General features: G+C 71.4%; 16 protein-coding genes. 12 read left to right on the forward strand and 4 right to left on the reverse strand.

Annotation, left to right across the window (positions count from 1 at the left end; genetic code table 11):
• Positions 1-48 precede the first annotated feature (48 nt).
• Complete coding sequence (locus AB0B64_RS12390; protein ID WP_358176785.1) at positions 49-984, forward strand: pyridoxamine 5'-phosphate oxidase family protein; 936 nt, start codon at positions 49-51, stop codon at positions 982-984.
• 9 nt (positions 985-993) lie between these two features.
• On the opposite strand, the gene AB0B64_RS12395 is transcribed toward AB0B64_RS12390, so the two are convergent.
• Positions 994-1,899, reverse strand: coding sequence for a GNAT family N-acetyltransferase (locus AB0B64_RS12395; protein WP_358176788.1), 906 nt, complete (start codon positions 1,897-1,899; stop codon positions 994-996).
• Between the two features lie 12 nt (positions 1,900-1,911).
• Positions 1,912-3,645: a hypothetical protein gene (locus AB0B64_RS12400; RefSeq protein WP_358176791.1), complete on the reverse strand. Its 1,734-nt coding sequence runs from the start codon at positions 3,643-3,645 to the stop codon at positions 1,912-1,914.
• Between the two features lie 192 nt (positions 3,646-3,837).
• On the opposite strand from AB0B64_RS12400, the gene AB0B64_RS12405 reads away from it, so the two are divergent.
• The 9 genes from AB0B64_RS12405 to AB0B64_RS12445 all read left to right on the forward strand — a co-directional run bounded on the left by AB0B64_RS12405 (position 3,838) and on the right by AB0B64_RS12445 (position 11,632).
• Positions 3,838-3,990: a putative ATP-grasp target RiPP gene (locus AB0B64_RS12405; RefSeq protein WP_357938051.1), complete on the forward strand. Its 153-nt coding sequence runs from the start codon at positions 3,838-3,840 to the stop codon at positions 3,988-3,990.
• Between the two features lie 61 nt (positions 3,991-4,051).
• Entirely contained in the window at positions 4,052-5,068 is a 1,017-nt protein-coding gene (locus AB0B64_RS12410) for an MvdC/MvdD family ATP grasp protein (RefSeq protein ID WP_358176794.1), read from the forward strand.
• A 26-nt stretch (positions 5,069-5,094) separates the two neighbouring features.
• Positions 5,095-5,256, forward strand: a complete 162-nt coding sequence (locus AB0B64_RS12415) for a hypothetical protein (protein WP_357938045.1) — start codon at positions 5,095-5,097, stop codon at positions 5,254-5,256.
• A 67-nt stretch (positions 5,257-5,323) separates the two neighbouring features.
• Positions 5,324-6,283, forward strand: coding sequence for a TIGR04500 family putative peptide maturation system protein (locus AB0B64_RS12420; protein ID WP_357938042.1), 960 nt, complete (start codon positions 5,324-5,326; stop codon positions 6,281-6,283).
• A complete protein-coding gene (locus tag AB0B64_RS12425) occupies positions 6,280-6,462 on the forward strand; it encodes a hypothetical protein (RefSeq protein WP_357938039.1) in 183 nt (60 codons plus the stop codon). Before AB0B64_RS12420 ends, AB0B64_RS12425 begins: the two co-directional genes overlap by 4 nt.
• Positions 6,459-8,666 carry a peptidase domain-containing ABC transporter gene (locus AB0B64_RS12430; RefSeq protein ID WP_358176797.1) on the forward strand — a complete coding sequence of 736 codons (2,208 nt, stop codon included), beginning with the start codon at positions 6,459-6,461 and terminating at the stop codon, positions 8,664-8,666. Before AB0B64_RS12425 ends, AB0B64_RS12430 begins: the two co-directional genes overlap by 4 nt.
• Before the next feature lie 136 nt (positions 8,667-8,802).
• Positions 8,803-9,936 (forward strand): thiolase family protein, encoded by a 1,134-nt coding sequence (locus AB0B64_RS12435; RefSeq protein ID WP_357938033.1) that lies wholly within the window; start codon positions 8,803-8,805, stop codon positions 9,934-9,936.
• Between the two features lie 16 nt (positions 9,937-9,952).
• Positions 9,953-10,717, forward strand: a complete 765-nt coding sequence (locus AB0B64_RS12440) for an SDR family NAD(P)-dependent oxidoreductase (protein ID WP_357938030.1) — start codon at positions 9,953-9,955, stop codon at positions 10,715-10,717.
• A gap of 36 nt (positions 10,718-10,753) precedes the next feature.
• Positions 10,754-11,632, forward strand: coding sequence for a LysR family transcriptional regulator (locus AB0B64_RS12445; protein WP_358176799.1), 879 nt, complete (start codon positions 10,754-10,756; stop codon positions 11,630-11,632).
• Here AB0B64_RS12445 and AB0B64_RS12450 read toward each other — a convergent pair.
• Both AB0B64_RS12450 and AB0B64_RS12455 read right to left on the reverse strand, forming a co-directional pair.
• Positions 11,566-13,182, reverse strand: a complete 1,617-nt coding sequence (locus AB0B64_RS12450) for a long-chain-fatty-acid--CoA ligase (protein WP_358176802.1) — start codon at positions 13,180-13,182, stop codon at positions 11,566-11,568. The two genes, AB0B64_RS12445 and AB0B64_RS12450, sit on opposite strands and share 67 nt — an antisense overlap.
• Positions 13,183-13,320: 138 nt before the next feature.
• Positions 13,321-14,220, reverse strand: coding sequence for a LysR substrate-binding domain-containing protein (locus AB0B64_RS12455; RefSeq protein ID WP_358176805.1), 900 nt, complete (start codon positions 14,218-14,220; stop codon positions 13,321-13,323).
• A gap of 117 nt (positions 14,221-14,337) precedes the next feature.
• Here AB0B64_RS12455 and AB0B64_RS12460 point away from each other — a divergent pair, with 117 nt between their 5' ends.
• Entirely contained in the window at positions 14,338-15,129 is a 792-nt protein-coding gene (locus AB0B64_RS12460) for a crotonase/enoyl-CoA hydratase family protein (protein ID WP_357938017.1), read from the forward strand.
• Positions 15,126-16,268, forward strand: coding sequence for a CaiB/BaiF CoA-transferase family protein (locus AB0B64_RS12465; protein ID WP_358176808.1), 1,143 nt, complete (start codon positions 15,126-15,128; stop codon positions 16,266-16,268). Before AB0B64_RS12460 ends, AB0B64_RS12465 begins: the two co-directional genes overlap by 4 nt.
• Positions 16,269-16,320: the final 52 nt, after the last annotated feature.

Genomic DNA, 16,320 nt, shown 5'->3' on the forward strand with positions numbered 1-16,320 from the left:
GATCGGCCTCAAGTGGGGCCCAAGACCTCCTCATTAGCGTGTGCGGTCATGACGATCACGATTCCCGACACGACGTTCCAGAGTTCTGTGGTGTGCGCCTACACCTCGCTCACCCGCGACGGGCGGCCCATCACCTGGCCCGTCACTCCGTACACCGGGCCCCGCGGCACGATCGACGTCAGCACCGGCCTGACCTATCCCGACAAAGCCGAGCGGGCGCGCCGCGATCCGCGCGTCGCCCTGCTGTTCGAGGGCGATCCGGTGGTGCTGGTGCAGGGCCGCGCCACGGTCCGCGACGCCGACCTGCAGGCCAACACCGAGCGGTACGTCCGCGACTCCCAGGTCAAGATCCCGGACGCCTTCGCGGGGCTGCCGTGGTTCCTGATCAAGCGCTTGACCTGGTACTTCGCGCGGATCTACATCGAGGTGACCCCCGAGCGGATCACCTGGTGGCCCGGCGGCGACCTGACCCGCGACCCGCTGACCTGGACCTGCCCGCCCGGCACCACGATCCCCGCCTCCGACCCCGCGCCGTCGGGCCCCCGCCTGCCCGGCCGCTCCGCGCCGCCCGCCGACTGGCGCCCGTACGCCCGCCGGGCCCGCGACCTCGGCCGGCCGATCGTGTCGACGGTGGCGGACGGCCGGCCCGTGTCCGTGCCCGCGCGTGCCTTCTCGCCCACCTCGATCGGGTACGAGCTGGACCTGCCGGCTGGTGTGGCCGCCGTGCCGGGGCCGGTCTGCCTGACCTTCCACCGGCACGATCCCGGCATGCGATGGCAGGAGAACGTCGTGCTGCTCGGCACCGCCACCGCCCAGAGCGACGACCGGCTCACCGTCGCGATCGAGCGCGCGCTGCCCGACTGGAGCCTGCCCGAGGACCGCCGCCTGCGGACCCGTTCCTTTCTCCGCCACGGCAAACAGCTGAGGCGCCGGCTCCAGACCGAGGCCGCCCGCCGCGCCCAGCCGGTCCCGAAGGTCCGCTGACGCGCGGGGTCAGTCCACCGGTTCGTAGCGGGCCCGGCGGGCGATCACCTCGAATCCGAGGCCGCGGAAGAGAGCGGCCGAGGCCGGGTTGTTGACGTTGACGTCCAGGAAGACCTCCGTCACGCCGCGTGCGCGCATGCGGCCGAGCGCGGCGACCGCCAGCGCCCGCGCGAGCCCGCGCCGCCGCCACGCGGGCACGGCGCCGACCTGGATCAAGAACCCTTCCGCGCACGCCACGAAGCCGGCGGCCCCGCCCGCTCCGCGCGCCACCAGCGAGCACTCGGGCAGGAACTCGTCGTCGACCAGCCAGTCCACCCACTCCTCCCGCGACCAGCCGGGGAAGCCGGGACGGTCGGCGAAGGACGCGGAGTAGGCCTCGTAGAAGGCCCCTTCTGTGTCCCGCGACCATTCCTGGACCTCCAGCTCCAGCTCCAGCTCCGGCTCCGGCGGCAGCGGTCGGCTCAGGTCGCGGCGGTAGACGTCCTCGGCGAACGTCTGCCGGAGCCCGTGCGAGAGAAACAGCGCGTGGGCCTCCGGGGTCACCGACTCGGTCTCCAGCCGGACCGGCCCCGGCTCCCCGATCAGCCGGTCCGGCCGTGCCTCCTTGATCAGCCGGTCCGGCAGCGCCTCCTTGATCAGCCGGTCCAGCAGGCCCGATCCCAGCCCCTGCCCCCGATGCCCCGGGTCGACCAGACCGGTCGCCGCCGACGCGTCGCCCACGGGGCGCACGGCCCCGCAGGCCACCAGGCGGCCGTCGGCGAACGCGCCCACCGCCGTCCCCGCTGCGTACCTGCGCTCCAGGAAGGACAGGGACGCGGTCGCCTGGAGTCCGCCGTCGTGCGCCACGCACCGCCGCGCGAGATCGGCGATGGCCGGCATGTCGGCGGGGGACAGCGCGGTCCACTCAAGGGCCACCGTCGGCTCCTCTCAGGTGCAGGTGACGGTGTATGTCATCTTGTCGGAGGACATGACGTTGGGCACCCTGCTCTCCATATACGCCGTGACGGGCTTTCCCGTCGACTCCTCCACCGTGAACTCGCGCTCGACGACCTTGGCCAGGGGCCCGTTCGCGGGGAAGTCGGTGCTGCCGAGGAAGGGCTGCGTCTTCCCGTCGAAGACCCATTGCGTGAAGAGCGCGTCCATCGGGGCGGACACCGTGACCTTGCCCTGAGTCTTCAGCGTGACCGGGCACTTGCCGCGGTAGTCCGCCGGGGTGATGGAGGCCTCGATGATCGACACCACGCGCGGGTAGGTGCCCGTGGGCGGCTTGCCGTCGCAGATGACCTCGTAGGCCACCGACGGGCTGACATACACCCTGTCGTTGGCGGTGACCTCCAGCCGGACGCTGCCCGACTTGCTGATCCACTCGTCCCACCACCGTTCCAGGGTCACGGGCGCCGCCTGGGCGAAGGTGTAGGTGTACGGCGAGGTCATGCTGCCGTCGGCCCAGCGCCACCGGTAGCTGATCGTGAGCGGCAGCTTGGTGGCCGGTTTGGGGGCGACTTGCGAGCGGATCGTGAACGGTTTGGACTGGCTCGGGCAGGGGGTCGGGTTGCTGTCCGGAGTGATCTCGGTTCCGGTGATGGTCACCGCCTCGTCGATCCGGCAGATGATCCTGAAGGGGACGGAGTCTGTGGCGACCGCGTTCGGGGTGAGCACGCGGAGCCGGGCCGAGCCTTGGCTGATGTTGACCAGGTCCGTCACCTTCCAGGTGTGCTCCAGCGTCGTGGTCAGGTCCCTGGACAGGACGACCTGGCCCGGGATCTTCGTGCCGTCGCTGCGTTCCCACTGGTAGGTGACCTCGGTCGGCTGGGTGACCGCGAGGTCGGCGCGGAAGACGAAGTCCAGCGGTTTGTTGCACGGGCCCTCGTACTGGACGGGCGTCACACGCGCGTCGGTGACGGACGCCAGCGGCCGCTGCTCGGGGCGGGTGCAGGTCACGCGGTAGGCGGACTTGTCCGAGCGGCCGGTCACGTGGCCCTTGTCGTCCAGGATCTCCAGCCAGTGGTAGCCGGAGTGACTGGTCAAGAACGTGCGCGACGAGCTGACCGCCTTGCCCGCAGAGGTGAGCCAGAGTCGTTCGACCGGCTCGGGACCGCCGTCGCTGTCCACCCACCGGTAGGCCACCGACGCCGGCGTCCGGGACGCCTTGATCCGCCCGTCGAACGTCACCCGGTGGCCCGGCAGCCCGCAGCTCCCCGAGTACGGCGCGGGCGTGGTCACCGAGGCGGTCACGCGCGGCGGCTCCGGCGTGTGCACCGTCACCACCACGGGCGAGGCATCCGCGCAGGACACTGTGAACCGGGCCTTGGCCGAGGTCGTCTTGCGCGGGCTGAGCACCTGCAGGGCCTGCCAGCCCGATGTGCTCTTCGCGAACGACTGCCGATCGCGTACGACCACCGCCCCGGCCTTGACCGTGGCGGTGACGACCGCCCCCTTGTGGCCGTCGCCGCGCAGCCAGCGGTAGGTCACCCTGCTCGCGCCGCGTACCGCCACCCTGGCCGAGAACGTCGTGGTGGCCGGGCACGCGCCCGCGTACCGGGCGGGCGAGACCGTCACCCTGCCGACCTTCACTGAAACGGCCGCCGCCTGCGCGGGTGCGGTGGCCAGGCCACCGACCAGCGCAAGGGCAGCGGCCAGCGCCGTCCATGTCCTTCGCACCTCGAACTCCTCAAGCTCCGCAAGATCGGACTGATCCCGGGGAGTGTCGTGCAGGCGACTTGAGCGGGACTTGGGCCGCTTGGGCCGGACACGGGAGTCGCACTCAAGACGTCAAGAAGTTCGCGCCAAGGGGTGGTCCCTAGCGTCTCACTCGGTTGCCCAACGGGGTGATCACCTTCGAAAGGAATCACTGTGCCCAAGATTGACATCGACGACATCGCGGCCATCGGACCGGAGCTGAACGAGGGGGACCTTCGCCTGGTCAACGGCGGCCTGAAGCGGGAGACGTCCAGCTGGGTGATGGATTGGGAGAGCGGCAGGACCTGGAGCGACGCCGACTTCTGATCGTTGGAGCGATGCGGGGCGCCACCGCGCGCCCCGCGTCTTCACGTGAGGAGAACGAAAGATGGCGGGCGAGGTACTCATCCTCACCATCGACGCCGACCCGCACGCGGAGCACGTCGCCGGTCTGCTGGCCGAGCGTGGCGCGCGAGCGGTCGTCTTCGACCCGGCCGACTATCCGGTCCGCGCGGTGCTGGACGCGGCCTACGGCCGCGACGGCCGCGTACGCCGGCGGTTGCGCACCACGACCGCCGACGTCGATCTCGACGGCCTGACGGCCCTGTGGTTTCGCCGCCCCCAGTCCCCGGTCGCGCACGCCGAGATCGCGGACGAGGGTGCGCGCGCCCACATCGAGAAGGAGTGCGCGGAGTTCGCCGGCGATCTGTGGGAGCAGCTCGACTGCCGCATGGTCCCGGCGCCCAGGACGCGGGTCAAGCTCGCCCAGCGCAAGTCGTCCCAGCTGGCGCTGGCCGGCCGGCTCGGGTTCGAGCTGCCGGACACGTTGATCACCAACGATCCGGACGAGTTCCTGGATTTTTACCGCCGGCACGAGGGCCGGATCATCACCAAGACCCTGGGCTCGGCCATACTGGCCCGCCCGGACGGGGAGGGTGTCGGCCGGCTGTCGGAGCCGGTGTCCACCCGCGACGTGGCCTATGCCGATGCGATCAGGTTCGGTCCCGTCATCATTCAGGAGTACGTACGCAAACAGGTCGAGCTGCGGGTGACCGTGGTCGGCCGGGCGGTCTTCGCCGCGGAGATCCATTCCCAGGAGAGCAACCACACCCGGTTCGACTGGCGGCGCTACGACCTGGGCAGCACCCGCCACGAGGTGCACCGGCTCCCCGACGAGGTGGCCGGGCGCTGCGTCGAGATCGTCGAACGCCTCGGCCTGCGCTACGGGGCGCTCGACCTGATCCTGACCCCCGACGGGCGTTACGTCTTCCTCGAGATCAACCCGACCGGACAGTGGCTGTGGATCGAGCGGGCCACCGGCCTGCCGATCGGCGAGGCGCTCTGCGACCTACTGCTGTACGGCGAGGTGAAAGACGAGATCGGGCAGACCGTCAGATCCGCGTGAAACACAACAAGGAGAAAGGAAACACCATGTCCAAGATCACGATCGACGACATCGCGCCCGCAGGGGCAGAGCTGCACGAAGGCGACCTCCGCCTCGTCAACGGCGCGCAGAAGCCGGAGCTGTGCACCGCTGTCCTAGACCTGGAGGTGGGCACCTGCTCCATGGACCCGGACATCTGCGGCAACTGACCGACCACGACCGCGCGGGGCGTCGTACGGGCCCCGCGCGGCGCCCTGTGAGAGAGGAGATGCGGCGATGCTGTCCGATGCGCTCGACACGCTGCGCGACCTGGCCGCCCTGGAGCCTCCGCAAGCTCAGGAACGCCTGCGCGAGCTGCGCGAACGCCACCCCGAGTCGCGCTTACGGCTGTTGTGGCAGCGGGAGGAGTACGACGACGCCCTGCACTACGACCTCCTGATCAAGCAGGAGGGAGAGGGAACGATCTCGCTGTCGTGGTGCCCGGACCGGGCGCTGCCGTGGCCGCTGCGGGGCGTGCACCGGTCCAGCGAGTTCCTCCTGCTGCGGATCGACGGAGCGGGCGTGAAGGTGGCCGATGCCGTGGCCTGGCTCGACTTCCTGTGGGACGAGGCCCGGTTGACCGACCGGATCGTCACCGCCGCCTTACTCCAGGTGGAGCTGGCTGGGTCGCCGGTCGAGCTCGCCGACGGCGAGCTGCAGGAGGCGGTGGACGCCTTCCGCCGGGCCCGTGGGCTGCTGACCGCCGAGCAGACGCGCGCGTGGATGGACCGGCGCTGCCTCACGGAGGTGGACCTGCGGGAGCTGGTGGCCGGGGAGCTGGCCGCCGCGCGGGTGCGGGAGAGGGTTACGGCCGGGCGCGTCGAGCCGTACTTCGCCGAACACCGCGAGGAGTTCGCCATGGCCAGGATCGCCCGCCTGACCTTCCCCGACGTCGAAGCGGCCGGCCGCGCGGCCGGCAAGCTGGACGGTTCCGCCGAGGCGCTAGACGGCTTCTACGCCCTGGCCGAGTCCGGGGACGCCGGGCTGGTGATTGAGACCGTGCCGCTCGCCGACCTGCGGAAGCCGGCGCCCGGCGACCAGCTGGTCAGAGTGATCTCGGTCGGCGACGCCGTTTTGGACGCCGAGACGCGTCGTCGTGTCGAACGGCGGATCTTCGAGGAGTGGATCGAGGAGCGCCGCCGGAGCGCGAAGATCGAATGGTTCTGGGGCACCACGAGCCGTACGAGCACGCTGTGAACGGGCGGATCTTCCGGGCGGAGGCGCTGCGCCGCCATGTGGAGCCTTCGGCGCGACGTCGGTCCCTTGAGCTGCGTGCGACCACGTTCGCGCTGCTGTGGGCCGCGGTCATGGTGCTGGTGGCGGTGCTGTCCCTGCTGGCGGGGCCCGTGCTGAGCACCGGTTGGGGCGGAGGATGAGACGGATTCCGGTCATCCTGCAGAACGCGGCCACCGAGTGCGGGGCCGCATGCCTGGCCATGGTGCTGTCCTTCCACGGCCGCCGCACCACTGTCCGGGAGCTCTCGGACCGGCTGCAGGTCGGCAGGGACGGGCTGAGCGCGCTCGCGATCGTGGAGGCCGCCCGGGAGTACGGGCTGCGGGCCAAGGCGTTCTCGCTGGAGCCCGCCGACCTGGCCCGGGTGCCGATGCCCGCCATCGTCCACTGGGAATTCCAGCACTTCGTCGTGGTGCGGCGATGGACGTCCTCCTACGTGGATGTCGTGGACCCCGGTCTGGGGCGCAGGCGGCTGACACCGGAGGAGTTCGACGGGGGCTTCACCGGCGTGCTGCTCGCGTTCGAGCCCGCGCCGGGCTTCCGCAGGGGCCGTTCCGGAGCCGGCCGGGAGTGGCGTCGCGAATTCCTGCGCACGCTGCTGGCCAAGCGCAAGGGGCTGCTGGCCCAGGTGCTGGCGGCCTCAGCGCTGCTGCAGCTCCTCGGCCTCGGCATGGCGGCCGCGTTCCAGGTCGTCGTCGATCGGGTCCTGCCGCTCGGCGACGAGCATCTGCTCGCGCTGGCCGGTGGGGCCGTGCTGGCCGCCGCGGTGACGCAGTTCGCGGTGGGATACCTGCGTTCGGTGCTGCTGGTGGCCCTGCGTGCGCGCACCGATGGTGAGGTGACCCGGAACCTGGTCGCCCACCTCGTCGCGCTGCCGTACCGCTACTTCGCCACCCGCGGCACGGGTGACCTGATGAGCCGGGCCAACAGCGTCACCTCCCTGCGCGAGACGCTCACCGGGCAGATCCTGTCGACGCTGCTGGACGGGCCCCTCGCCCTGGTCTACCTCGTCCTCGTCTTTGTGGCCGACCCCGTTCTGGGCGGATTTCTCGTGCTGCTCGCCATGGCTCAGGCCGGCTTGCTGCTCGGCACGTCGCGCCGGGTCGGCGACCTGACCCGGCGCGAGCTGTCCGCTCTGGCCGGCACGCAGACCCGGCTGATGGAGGCCGTACGCGGCATCGAGACGCTCAAGGCCTCCGGCGCCGAGCCGCGCGCGATGAAGCGGTGGTCGGAGCAGTTCGACGTCCAGCTTGACGCCGACCTGCGTGGCGGCCTCGTCAGAGGACTGGTCGACGCGGCGCTCGGCGCGATCCGCTACCTGGCGCCGCTCGGGCTGCTGTGGGCCGGCGCATGGCGGGTCCTGGACGGCTCGCTCTCGCTGGGCATGCTGCTCGCGCTCAACTCGCTCGCCGCCGCCGCGCTCACTCCGCTCGGCTCGCTGATGACCGCCCTGCAGAACCTCCAGCAGGCCGGCGCGCACTTCGACCGGCTGGCCGACATCCTGGCCGCCGACCCCGAACCGGCCGAGGGCATCGAGGTGCTGCGGCTGCGCGGCGCCGTGGAGCTGCGCGAGGTGAGCTTCCGCCACGATCCGCGCGGGCCCTGGACGCTCCACGACATATCGCTTTCGATACGGCCGGGCCAGAAGGTCGCCCTGGTCGGGCCCTCGGGCTCGGGTAAGAGCACACTCACCAGGTTGCTGCTCGCCCTCCACACGCCCACGTCCGGCGAGATCCGCTACGACGGCGTCCCTGCCGCCGAGCTCAACCTGCGCTCCCTGCGCCGGCAGTTCGGCGTGGTCACCCAGGAGCCGTCGCTGTTCACCGGCACGATCCGGGAGAACATCGCGCTCAACGACCCCGACGCGTCGCTCGACCGGGTCGCCCACGCGGCCCAGCTCGCCTGCGTTCACGACGAGATCGCCGCCATGCCCATGTCGTACGACACCATGCTCGTGGAGGGCGGCGGCCTGTCCGGCGGCCAGCAGCAGCGGCTCGCCCTCGCCCGCGCGCTGCTGTCCCGCCCGAAGATCCTGCTGCTCGACGAGGCCACCAGCCATCTCGACAGCGCGACGGAGGCCGCGATCGAGGACAACCTCGCCTGGCTGACCCAGACCAGGATCGTCATCGCCCACCGGCTCAGCACCGTACGCGACGCCGACCTCATCCTTGTCGTGGAGGACGGCCGGATCGCCGAGCGAGGTACCCACGCCGAACTGCTCACTCTCCAGGGCCGCTACGCCCGGCTGATCCGCGCCCAGACCGGAGCGCAAACGGTGTGCGACGAACCGCGAAATGTCGAACAGCGCCCCCAGTCCTCGCCGAAGCCCACACGCCGCGTCACATAGGTATAGGCGATATCCCCGATCGCAATCCGGGCTTTGTGCCGGGTCCTGAGCGTGTGGTTGATTCGAAACGGCTCCGGCAGGCCTGTTCCGAGCGGCGAATCCCAGTTCATGGCACCAGCACCCCGAGGAGAAGCGCGTGAGGGACGCGGTCATCGTCGATGCGGTTCGTACCCCCATCGGAAAACGCAACGGAGCGCTGTCTGGCATTCACCCCGCGACCCTCTCGGCACACGTGCTCAAGGCGCTCGCCGGGCGTACCGGAGTGGAGCCGGCGGAGATCGACGACGTCATCTGGGGATGCGTCAGTCAGGCCGGAGACCAGTCCGGCAACATCGGCCGGGTCGCCGTGCTCGCGGCGGGCTGGCCGGAATCGGTCCCCGGCACCACGGTCGACCGCCGGTGCGGCTCCAGCCAGCAGGCGGTCCACTTCGCGGCCGCCGGGATCATCGCCGGACACCACGACATCGTGATCGCCGGTGGCGTCGAGTCGATGAGCCGCGTGCCCATGGGCTCGGCCGCGCGGGACGGTCGCCCGTACCCGGACGAGGTGCTCGAACGTTATGGCGTGTCCGGCTTCAGCCAGGGCACCGGGGCGGAGATGATGGCCGAGCGGTGGGGTCTGTCCCGGCGGCAGCTTGACGAGTACTCCGCCCGGTCACATACCCGGGCGGCGGCGGCCGTCGACTCCGGCGCGCTCGACGGGCAGCTCGCGCCCGTCGAGGGAGCCCTGCGGGCCGACGAGGGCATCCGCCGCGGCTCGTCGGTGGAGACGCTGGCAGGGCTGAAGACCGCGTTCCGCGACGACGGCGTGATCACCGCCGGCAACGCCTCGCAGATCTCCGACGGCGCGGGCGCCCTGCTCCTCACCTCCGGCGAGACCGCCCGGGCGCGTGGATGGCGGCCGCTCGCCCGTGTGCACACCGCCGCACTGGCGGCCGACGACCCGGTCATCATGCTGACCGCGCCCATCGAGGCCACGGCCAAGGCGCTCAAGAAGTCCGGCCTGCGAATCGACGACATCGGAGCCTTCGAGGTGAACGAGGCATTCGCCCCGGTCCCGCTGGCCTGGCAGGCCGAGACCGGCGTCTCCGGCGACCGGCTCAACCCCCTGGGCGGGGCGATCGCCGTGGGCCATCCGCTGGGCGGCTCGGGCGCCGTCCTGATGACGCGCCTCGTCCACCACATGAAGGACCAGGGCCTCCGCTTCGGGCTGCAGACCATGTGCGAAGCGGGCGGCATGGCCAACGCGACCATCCTCGAACTGCTCTGACGAGAGGGCCTCACCCATGCGTTTGGAAGGATTGTGCACCGCCGTCACCGGAGGCGCGTCCGGCCTCGGGCTGGCGACGGCCCGGCGGCTTGTCGAGGCGGGCGGCAAGGTGGTCGTCGTCGACCTGCCCGGCTCCGCCGGCGAAACCGTCGTCAAGGAGCTCGGTGCGGCGGCGCGGTTCGCCGCCGCGGACGTCACCGACGCCGAGGGGTTCGCGGCGGCACTCGACGTGGCCGACGAGTTCGGCGGCCTGCGGGGGCTCGTGCACTGCGCGGGCGCCGGCCGCCGGCTGAGGCTGCTGGACAAGGAGGGCGAGCCCGGCTCCCTGGAGGACTTCGAATGGGTGATCAAGCTCAACCTGGTCGGCTCGTTCAACGCCCTGCGCCTCGCCGCCGCCCGCATCGCCCGCCAGGACGAGATCGACGGCGAACGTGGCGCCATCGTGCTGACCGCGTCGGTTGCCGCGTACGAAGGCCAGATCGGCCAGATCCCGTACACCGCGGCGAAGGCGGGCATCGTCGGCATGACGCTGACGGCGGCTCGTGACCTGGCGAGCCGGTCGATCCGGGTGTGCACGATCGCGCCCGGGATCATGGACACGCCCCTGCTGGCCCGCCTGCGGGAGGACGTCCGGGCCTCCCTGGAGGCCGGCGTGCCCAACCCGGCCCGGCTCGGCCGCCCGGACGAGTTCGCGCGGATGGCGGGCCAGATCCTGGAGAACGGCTACCTCAACGGCGAGACCATCCGGCTCGACGGCGCCATCCGCATGGCGCCGCGCTGAGGCGGCCGCATGGGCGCTGCTGGATACAGTCAGGGCGTGGACCTGCACCAGATCAAGTATTTCCTCGCGGTCGTCGACCACAACGGCATCAACGCCGCGGCGACCGCGCTCGACGTCGCCCAGCCCACCGTCTCGCAGGCCATCCAGGGGCTGGAGCGCGAGTTCGGCGTCCCGCTGTTCCACCGCATCGGCCGCGGCATGGTGCTCACCTCGGCCGGCCACAGCCTGGTGGGGCCCGCGCGCCGCATCCTGCGCGACGTCGTCGCCGCGGAGAGCTCGTTCGTCGACGCGGCCGGCCGGCCGCGGGGGCGGTTGGACGTCTTCGCCATGGCCGCCCTGTCCGCGGACCCGGTGGCCCGCCTGGTCGGCGCCTTCCGCAGGGAGTTCCCGAAGGTCTCCATCCGCATCGGCGATCTGCGCGACGAGACCATGGCGGCGTCCCTGATCAGGGAAGGGCACTGCGAGATCGTGGCCTGCCATCTGCCCGCCACGGACTGCGCCGGACTGGAGGTGCGCGAACTCGGGGTGCAGGAATACTGGCTCGTCCTCCCGCCCGGCTCGGCGCCGCCGTCCGATCCGCTGCCGCTCGCCGAACTGCCGGACATCCCGCAGGTGACCGTACCGCGCGGCAGCTCCCAGGTCGTCGGCGGGATCGAGCAGGCGGTCGCGGCGGCGGGACGCGCCATCGGGCCGTCCGTCGTGGTGGAGCACCGTGAGGCCCGCCTGCCCTTCGTACTCGCCGGCGTGGGCGCCACGTTCCTGGAGCGGTCGATGGCTGAGGCCGCCGCGGCCCGGGGGGCCGTCGTGCGCCGTCTGGAACCACCGATCAGCCGGGCGTATGGACTGGTCTACGACCCCGCGGCGCTGTCCCCGCCGGGTCGCGCGTTCGTCGGTATGGTCGCGGCCGGCCCGTAGGCCTGCCGCAGCTCGTGCTTGCGCACCTTCCCGCTCGCGTTGCGCGGCAGCTCGGCGATCACGGTGACGCGCCGTGGCACTTTGTAGGCCGCCAGCCGCGTCCGGCACCACTCCCTGATGTCCTCGGCCGTAGGCAGGCCCCCCTCGCTGGCGGGCACCACGACGGCCAGCGGCGTCTCGCCCCATCGCTCGTCCGGCACGCCCACCACGGCGACCTCTGCCACCCCCGGGTGGGCGGCGATGGCCTCCTCCACCTCGGCGGAGTAGATGTTCTCCCCACCAGAGATGATCATGTCTTTGAGGCGGTCGACGACATAGATGTAGCCGTCCTCGTCCTGGCGGACGAGATCGCCCGAGTGGAACCAGCCTCCGGCGAAGGCCGCCGCCGTCTCGGCCGGCTTGTTCCAGTAGGCCGTCATGATCGTCGGTCCGCGGTAGACGATCTCGCCGATCTCGCCTCGCGGCACGTCGTTCATCTGCTCGTCCACGATGCGGACCTCGACGTTGACCAGCGGGGTCCCCACTGACCCGATCTTGCGGAGGGCTTCCTCGCCGAGGAGCACGGTCGACACCGCGCTGGTCTCCGTCTGGCCGAACACGCTCAGCAGCCTCGCGCCGGGGAAGGTCTCGATCATCCGGAGCAGCAACGCCTTGGTCGCGGGAGCGGCGCCCCACGAGATGAGCCGCAGCGCCGACAGATCCCGCTCCGCGATGCCCGGAACGTCGCAGACCGCCTGCCACTGGGCGGGGACGAGGAAGACGTAGCCGATGCGCTCGCGTTCGAGCAGGTCCAAGGTCCCCACCGGGTCGAACCGGCCGGACCTGGCGATCACTGTCCGCCCGCCGACCATGACGCTGGACAGCAGGGCGGCCAGGCCGCCGATGTGGAAGAGCGGGGTGCTGATCAGCCACGCCCGGCAGTCGCTCGGCACGCCGATGTGGGCGAACCTGCTCATGGTCTGGACGGCCAGGTTGTAGTGCGTGAGCACGGCACCCTTGGGCCGGCCGGTCGTGCCGGAGGTGTACATGATGAACGCGGGCGCGTGGGGGTCGACCGCCACGCGGGCGCCGCTCTTGGGCGCCTCGCGCAGCGCGTCCTCGTACGACTCCAGGTCCGCGCCCAGCTCGCCGGCCGCTCCCGCCACGAGGCAGTGCCGCACGGTCGGCACGTTCTTCCACGCCCGCACGAAGGTGGCGGCCAGGCCGTCCTCGACGACGGCGACCACGGCTCCGCTGTCGGCCAGCTGGTAGGCCACCTCGTCGGCGTGCAGCCGGAAGTTCACCGGTACGCAGACCGCCCCCATGCGGGCGCAGGCGAAGAAGACCTCCACCGGTTCGAGCCCGTTGTACATCATCACCACGACTCGGTCACCCGGACCGACGCCGCGCGCCCCGAGGACGTAAACCAGCCGGTCGACCCTTACGTTTAGCTGGCCGTACGTCCGGTCGACCCCGTCCATGCGCAGCGCCACCGCGTCGGGGATGGATCGGGCGTGCCGGGCGAGCTGGTCACTGATTGTCATTCCCGAGTAGGCGGACGGTGTGTTCACGTCGGTTCTCCTTCGCATCCGGCCGGCGTGCGCTGCCGAGAGTCGACCATCCCCTCGGGCATCGCGCGCTGCTGAGAGTCGACCATCCCCTCGGGCGTCGCGCAAAGAGCGAACGCCGCATCGTCCGATAGGCCGAACCTATGAGAGCCGTCGCCGGCTCATGTCCGCCGCCACGTTCAGAAAGGCCGTGGCGGCGGGGGACAGCGGCCCAGGCCGGAACACCAGGCGCACCGTCCGCCGCACCTGCGGCGACGTTGATCGCACCACCACGTTGCGCAGCTCGGTCTCGGCGATCCGCCGGGGGAGGAACGTGGCGCCCGCGCCGTGCATGACCAGCTCCCAGATCGCCTGCCGGTGCGCGCACTCGACGGCCACGAAGCCAACGGCCTGCCCCAGCACGTCGTCGAGTGCGGCCCGGCCGCCCGCCTCCGAGGATTCCAGGACCAGGGGGATGTCGCCGATCGCGGCCAGCGGGACCGGGTCGGGCAGCGCGGCGGCCAGGTGCGGGGGGAGGACGAGAGTGATCTCATGCTCCCAGAGCTCCTGGGTCCGCAACAGGTCGCTCCTCACCGGTGCGTCCGTCAGCCCCAGCTCGGCATCGCCCTGGCGCACCTGGCTCAGGACCCCCGATGAGCTGCCGGGATCGCGTACGGTGACCAGGATCCCAGGATGCGCCCGGTGCAGCGCGCTGGTCAGCTCCGGCAGCGGATCGGCGGACAGCGCGGACAGCACCGCGATCTCCAGACGCCCGGTCAGCAGGTCTCTGACGGCGTGCACGCGCCGCTTGGCGGCCTCGACGTCGGCCAGGATCTGCCGGGCCGGGTCGACGAACGCCCGCCCGTCGGCGGTCAGGGTGAGCCAGCGGCCGGACCGGTCGAACAGCTGTGTGCCCAGCTGGCGTTCAAGGCTGCGGATCGCCTGGGACAGCGACGGCTGCGCGATGTAGAGCGCCTTCGCGGCCTTGGTGACGCCGCCATGGTCGACGACCGCTACGAAGTACGTGACGAGCCGCAGGTCCATGCCCTGAACTTTACTCATAGGCAGCGCCGATAGATCCATACGCACCCTGGTCTTTGCGCGTACCGGTGCGGTGATGATGCAGTCGGGATACGCCGGGACGCCACCGGATGACCTGTTCGATGACCCAGGAGCACGATGACAACGGAGAGCGGCACGACCGCCGTCGGTGACGACGTGCTGGTGCGTCACGAGTCGCGCATCGCGGTGATCACCATCAACCGCCCGCACGCCAAGAACGCTGTCACCCGCGCCGTGTCCGAGGGCATCGCCGCCGCGCTCGACGAGCTCGATCGGCGCGACGACCTCTCCGCCGCCGTCCTTACCGGGGCCGGAGACTGCTTCTGCGCGGGCATGGACCTGAAGGCATTTCTGCGCGGCGAGCGGCCGAGCCTCGAGGGCCGGGGATTCGCCGGCGTGACCGAGGCGCCGCCGAAGAAGCCGCTGATCGCCGCGGTCGAGGGCTACGCGCTGGCCGGCGGCTGCGAGATCGTCCTCGCCTGCGACCTCGTCGTGGCGGCGCGGACGGCGAAGTTCGGCATCCCGGAGGTCAAACGGGGCCTGGTGGCCGCCGCCGGTGGGCTGCTGCGCCTGCCGCACCGTGTCCCCCCGCAGATCGCGATGGAGCTCGCGCTGACCGGGGACCTGATCACGGCCGCGCGGGCGTACGAGATAGGCCTGGTCAACCGGCTCACCGAGGAGGGCGAGGCACTGGACGCCGCACTGACGCTCGCCGCCCGCATCGCGGAGAACGGCCCGCTCGCCACGCTCGCCACCAAGCGAGTGATCAAAGAGCACGAGCAGTGGCCGGAGGAGGAGCGGTTCGTCCGCCAGCGGCTGATCATCGAGCCGGTCTTCGCCTCGGAGGACGCCAAGGAAGGCGCCCGCGCCTTCGCCGAGAAGCGCCGGCCGAACTGGCAGGGCCGATGACCGTGAACGGTCCTCTCACCGGAGTGCGGGTCGTCGAGCTGGGCGGCATCGGCCCCGTTCCGTTCGCCGCCATGATGCTGGCCGATCTGGGGGCGGAGGTGATCCGCGTCCACCGCCCCGCCGATCGGGACGCGCGCCCGAACCCGGTGCTCGACCGCGGGCGCCGCTCGCTGGTCGCCGATCTGAAGAACCCCCGTGGCGCCGCCGTCGTCCGGGCCCTGATCGACACGGCGGACGCGGTCCTGGAGGGCTTCCGTCCCGGCGTGGCCGAGCGGCTGGGGTTCGATCCCGGGACGCTGGCCGAGAGCAATCCGCGCCTGGTGTTCGGCCGGATGACCGGCTTCGGCCAGGACGGGCCACTGGCCATGCGGGCCGGCCACGACATCAACTACATCGCGCTCTCCGGCGCGCTGGCCGCGATCGGCCGTCCCGATCACCCGCCCACGCCGCCGCTCAACCTGGTCGGCGACTTCGGCGGCGGCGGCATGCTGCTGGCGCTCGGCGTGCTGGCCGCGGTGCTGAACGCGCGCGCGTCGGGACGCGGCCAGGTGGTGGACGCGGCGATGGTCGAGGGCTCCGGCCTGCTGATGTCGATGATCTATGGCCGGTACGCGCACGGCGCCTGGGCCACCGAGCGTGGCGCGAACCTGCTCGACGGCGGCGCCCCCTTCTACGACACCTACGAGTGCGCCGACGGGCGGCACGTGGCCGTGGGCGCCATCGAAGGCGCCTTCTTCGCCAAGCTCGTGGACGTCCTTGGCGTCGCTCACGCGGTCGACCTCGCCGCCCAGCGCGACCCGGCCACCTGGCCCGCGATGCGGGAGACCTTCGCCAAGGCGTTCAAGAACGCCTCCCGCGAGGAATGGGTGGCGCGCTTCGCCGGCGTCGACGCCTGCGTCACACCGGTGCTGACCATGGACGAGGTCGTCGCGCATCCCCACAACGCCGCCCGGGACAGCTTCTACACCGACGCCGAGGGCGCCATCCAGCCCGCGCCCGCGCCCCGGTTCGCCGGCACCCCTAGCGACAGGCCGGCACCCGCGCCCATCCCTGGCCAGGACACCCGTGCGATCCTCGCCGAACTTGGACATACCTCCGAGGAGATCGAAAACCTGCTGGCAGTGGGGGCGGTGCGGTGAACGCGTACTGGCCGGAGGGCATGGTCGACGCGCTGCCCACCTCGCCCGCCGG

It is taken from the genome of Nonomuraea sp. NPDC049129, assembly GCF_040648495.1.
Taxonomy (GTDB): Bacteria; Actinomycetota; Actinomycetes; order Streptosporangiales; family Streptosporangiaceae; genus Nonomuraea.

Excerpts from the sequence above, each read along its gene's own strand:
- AB0B64_RS12455 (WP_358176805.1), bottom strand. The coding sequence starts at position 14,220 with ATGAGTAAAGTTCAGGGCATGGACCTGCGGCTCGTCACGTACTTCGTA.
- AB0B64_RS12415 (WP_357938045.1), top strand. The coding sequence starts at position 5,095 with ATGTCCAAGATCACGATCGACGACATCGCGCCCGCAGGGGCAGAGCTG.
- AB0B64_RS12430 (WP_358176797.1), top strand. The coding sequence starts at position 6,459 with ATGAGACGGATTCCGGTCATCCTGCAGAACGCGGCCACCGAGTGCGGG.
- AB0B64_RS12465 (WP_358176808.1), top strand. The coding sequence starts at position 15,126 with ATGACCGTGAACGGTCCTCTCACCGGAGTGCGGGTCGTCGAGCTGGGC.
- AB0B64_RS12410 (WP_358176794.1), top strand. The coding sequence starts at position 4,052 with ATGGCGGGCGAGGTACTCATCCTCACCATCGACGCCGACCCGCACGCG.
- AB0B64_RS12440 (WP_357938030.1), top strand. The coding sequence starts at position 9,953 with ATGCGTTTGGAAGGATTGTGCACCGCCGTCACCGGAGGCGCGTCCGGC.
- AB0B64_RS12390 (WP_358176785.1), top strand. The coding sequence starts at position 49 with ATGACGATCACGATTCCCGACACGACGTTCCAGAGTTCTGTGGTGTGC.
- AB0B64_RS12420 (WP_357938042.1), top strand. The coding sequence starts at position 5,324 with ATGCTGTCCGATGCGCTCGACACGCTGCGCGACCTGGCCGCCCTGGAG.
- AB0B64_RS12460 (WP_357938017.1), top strand. The coding sequence starts at position 14,338 with ATGACAACGGAGAGCGGCACGACCGCCGTCGGTGACGACGTGCTGGTG.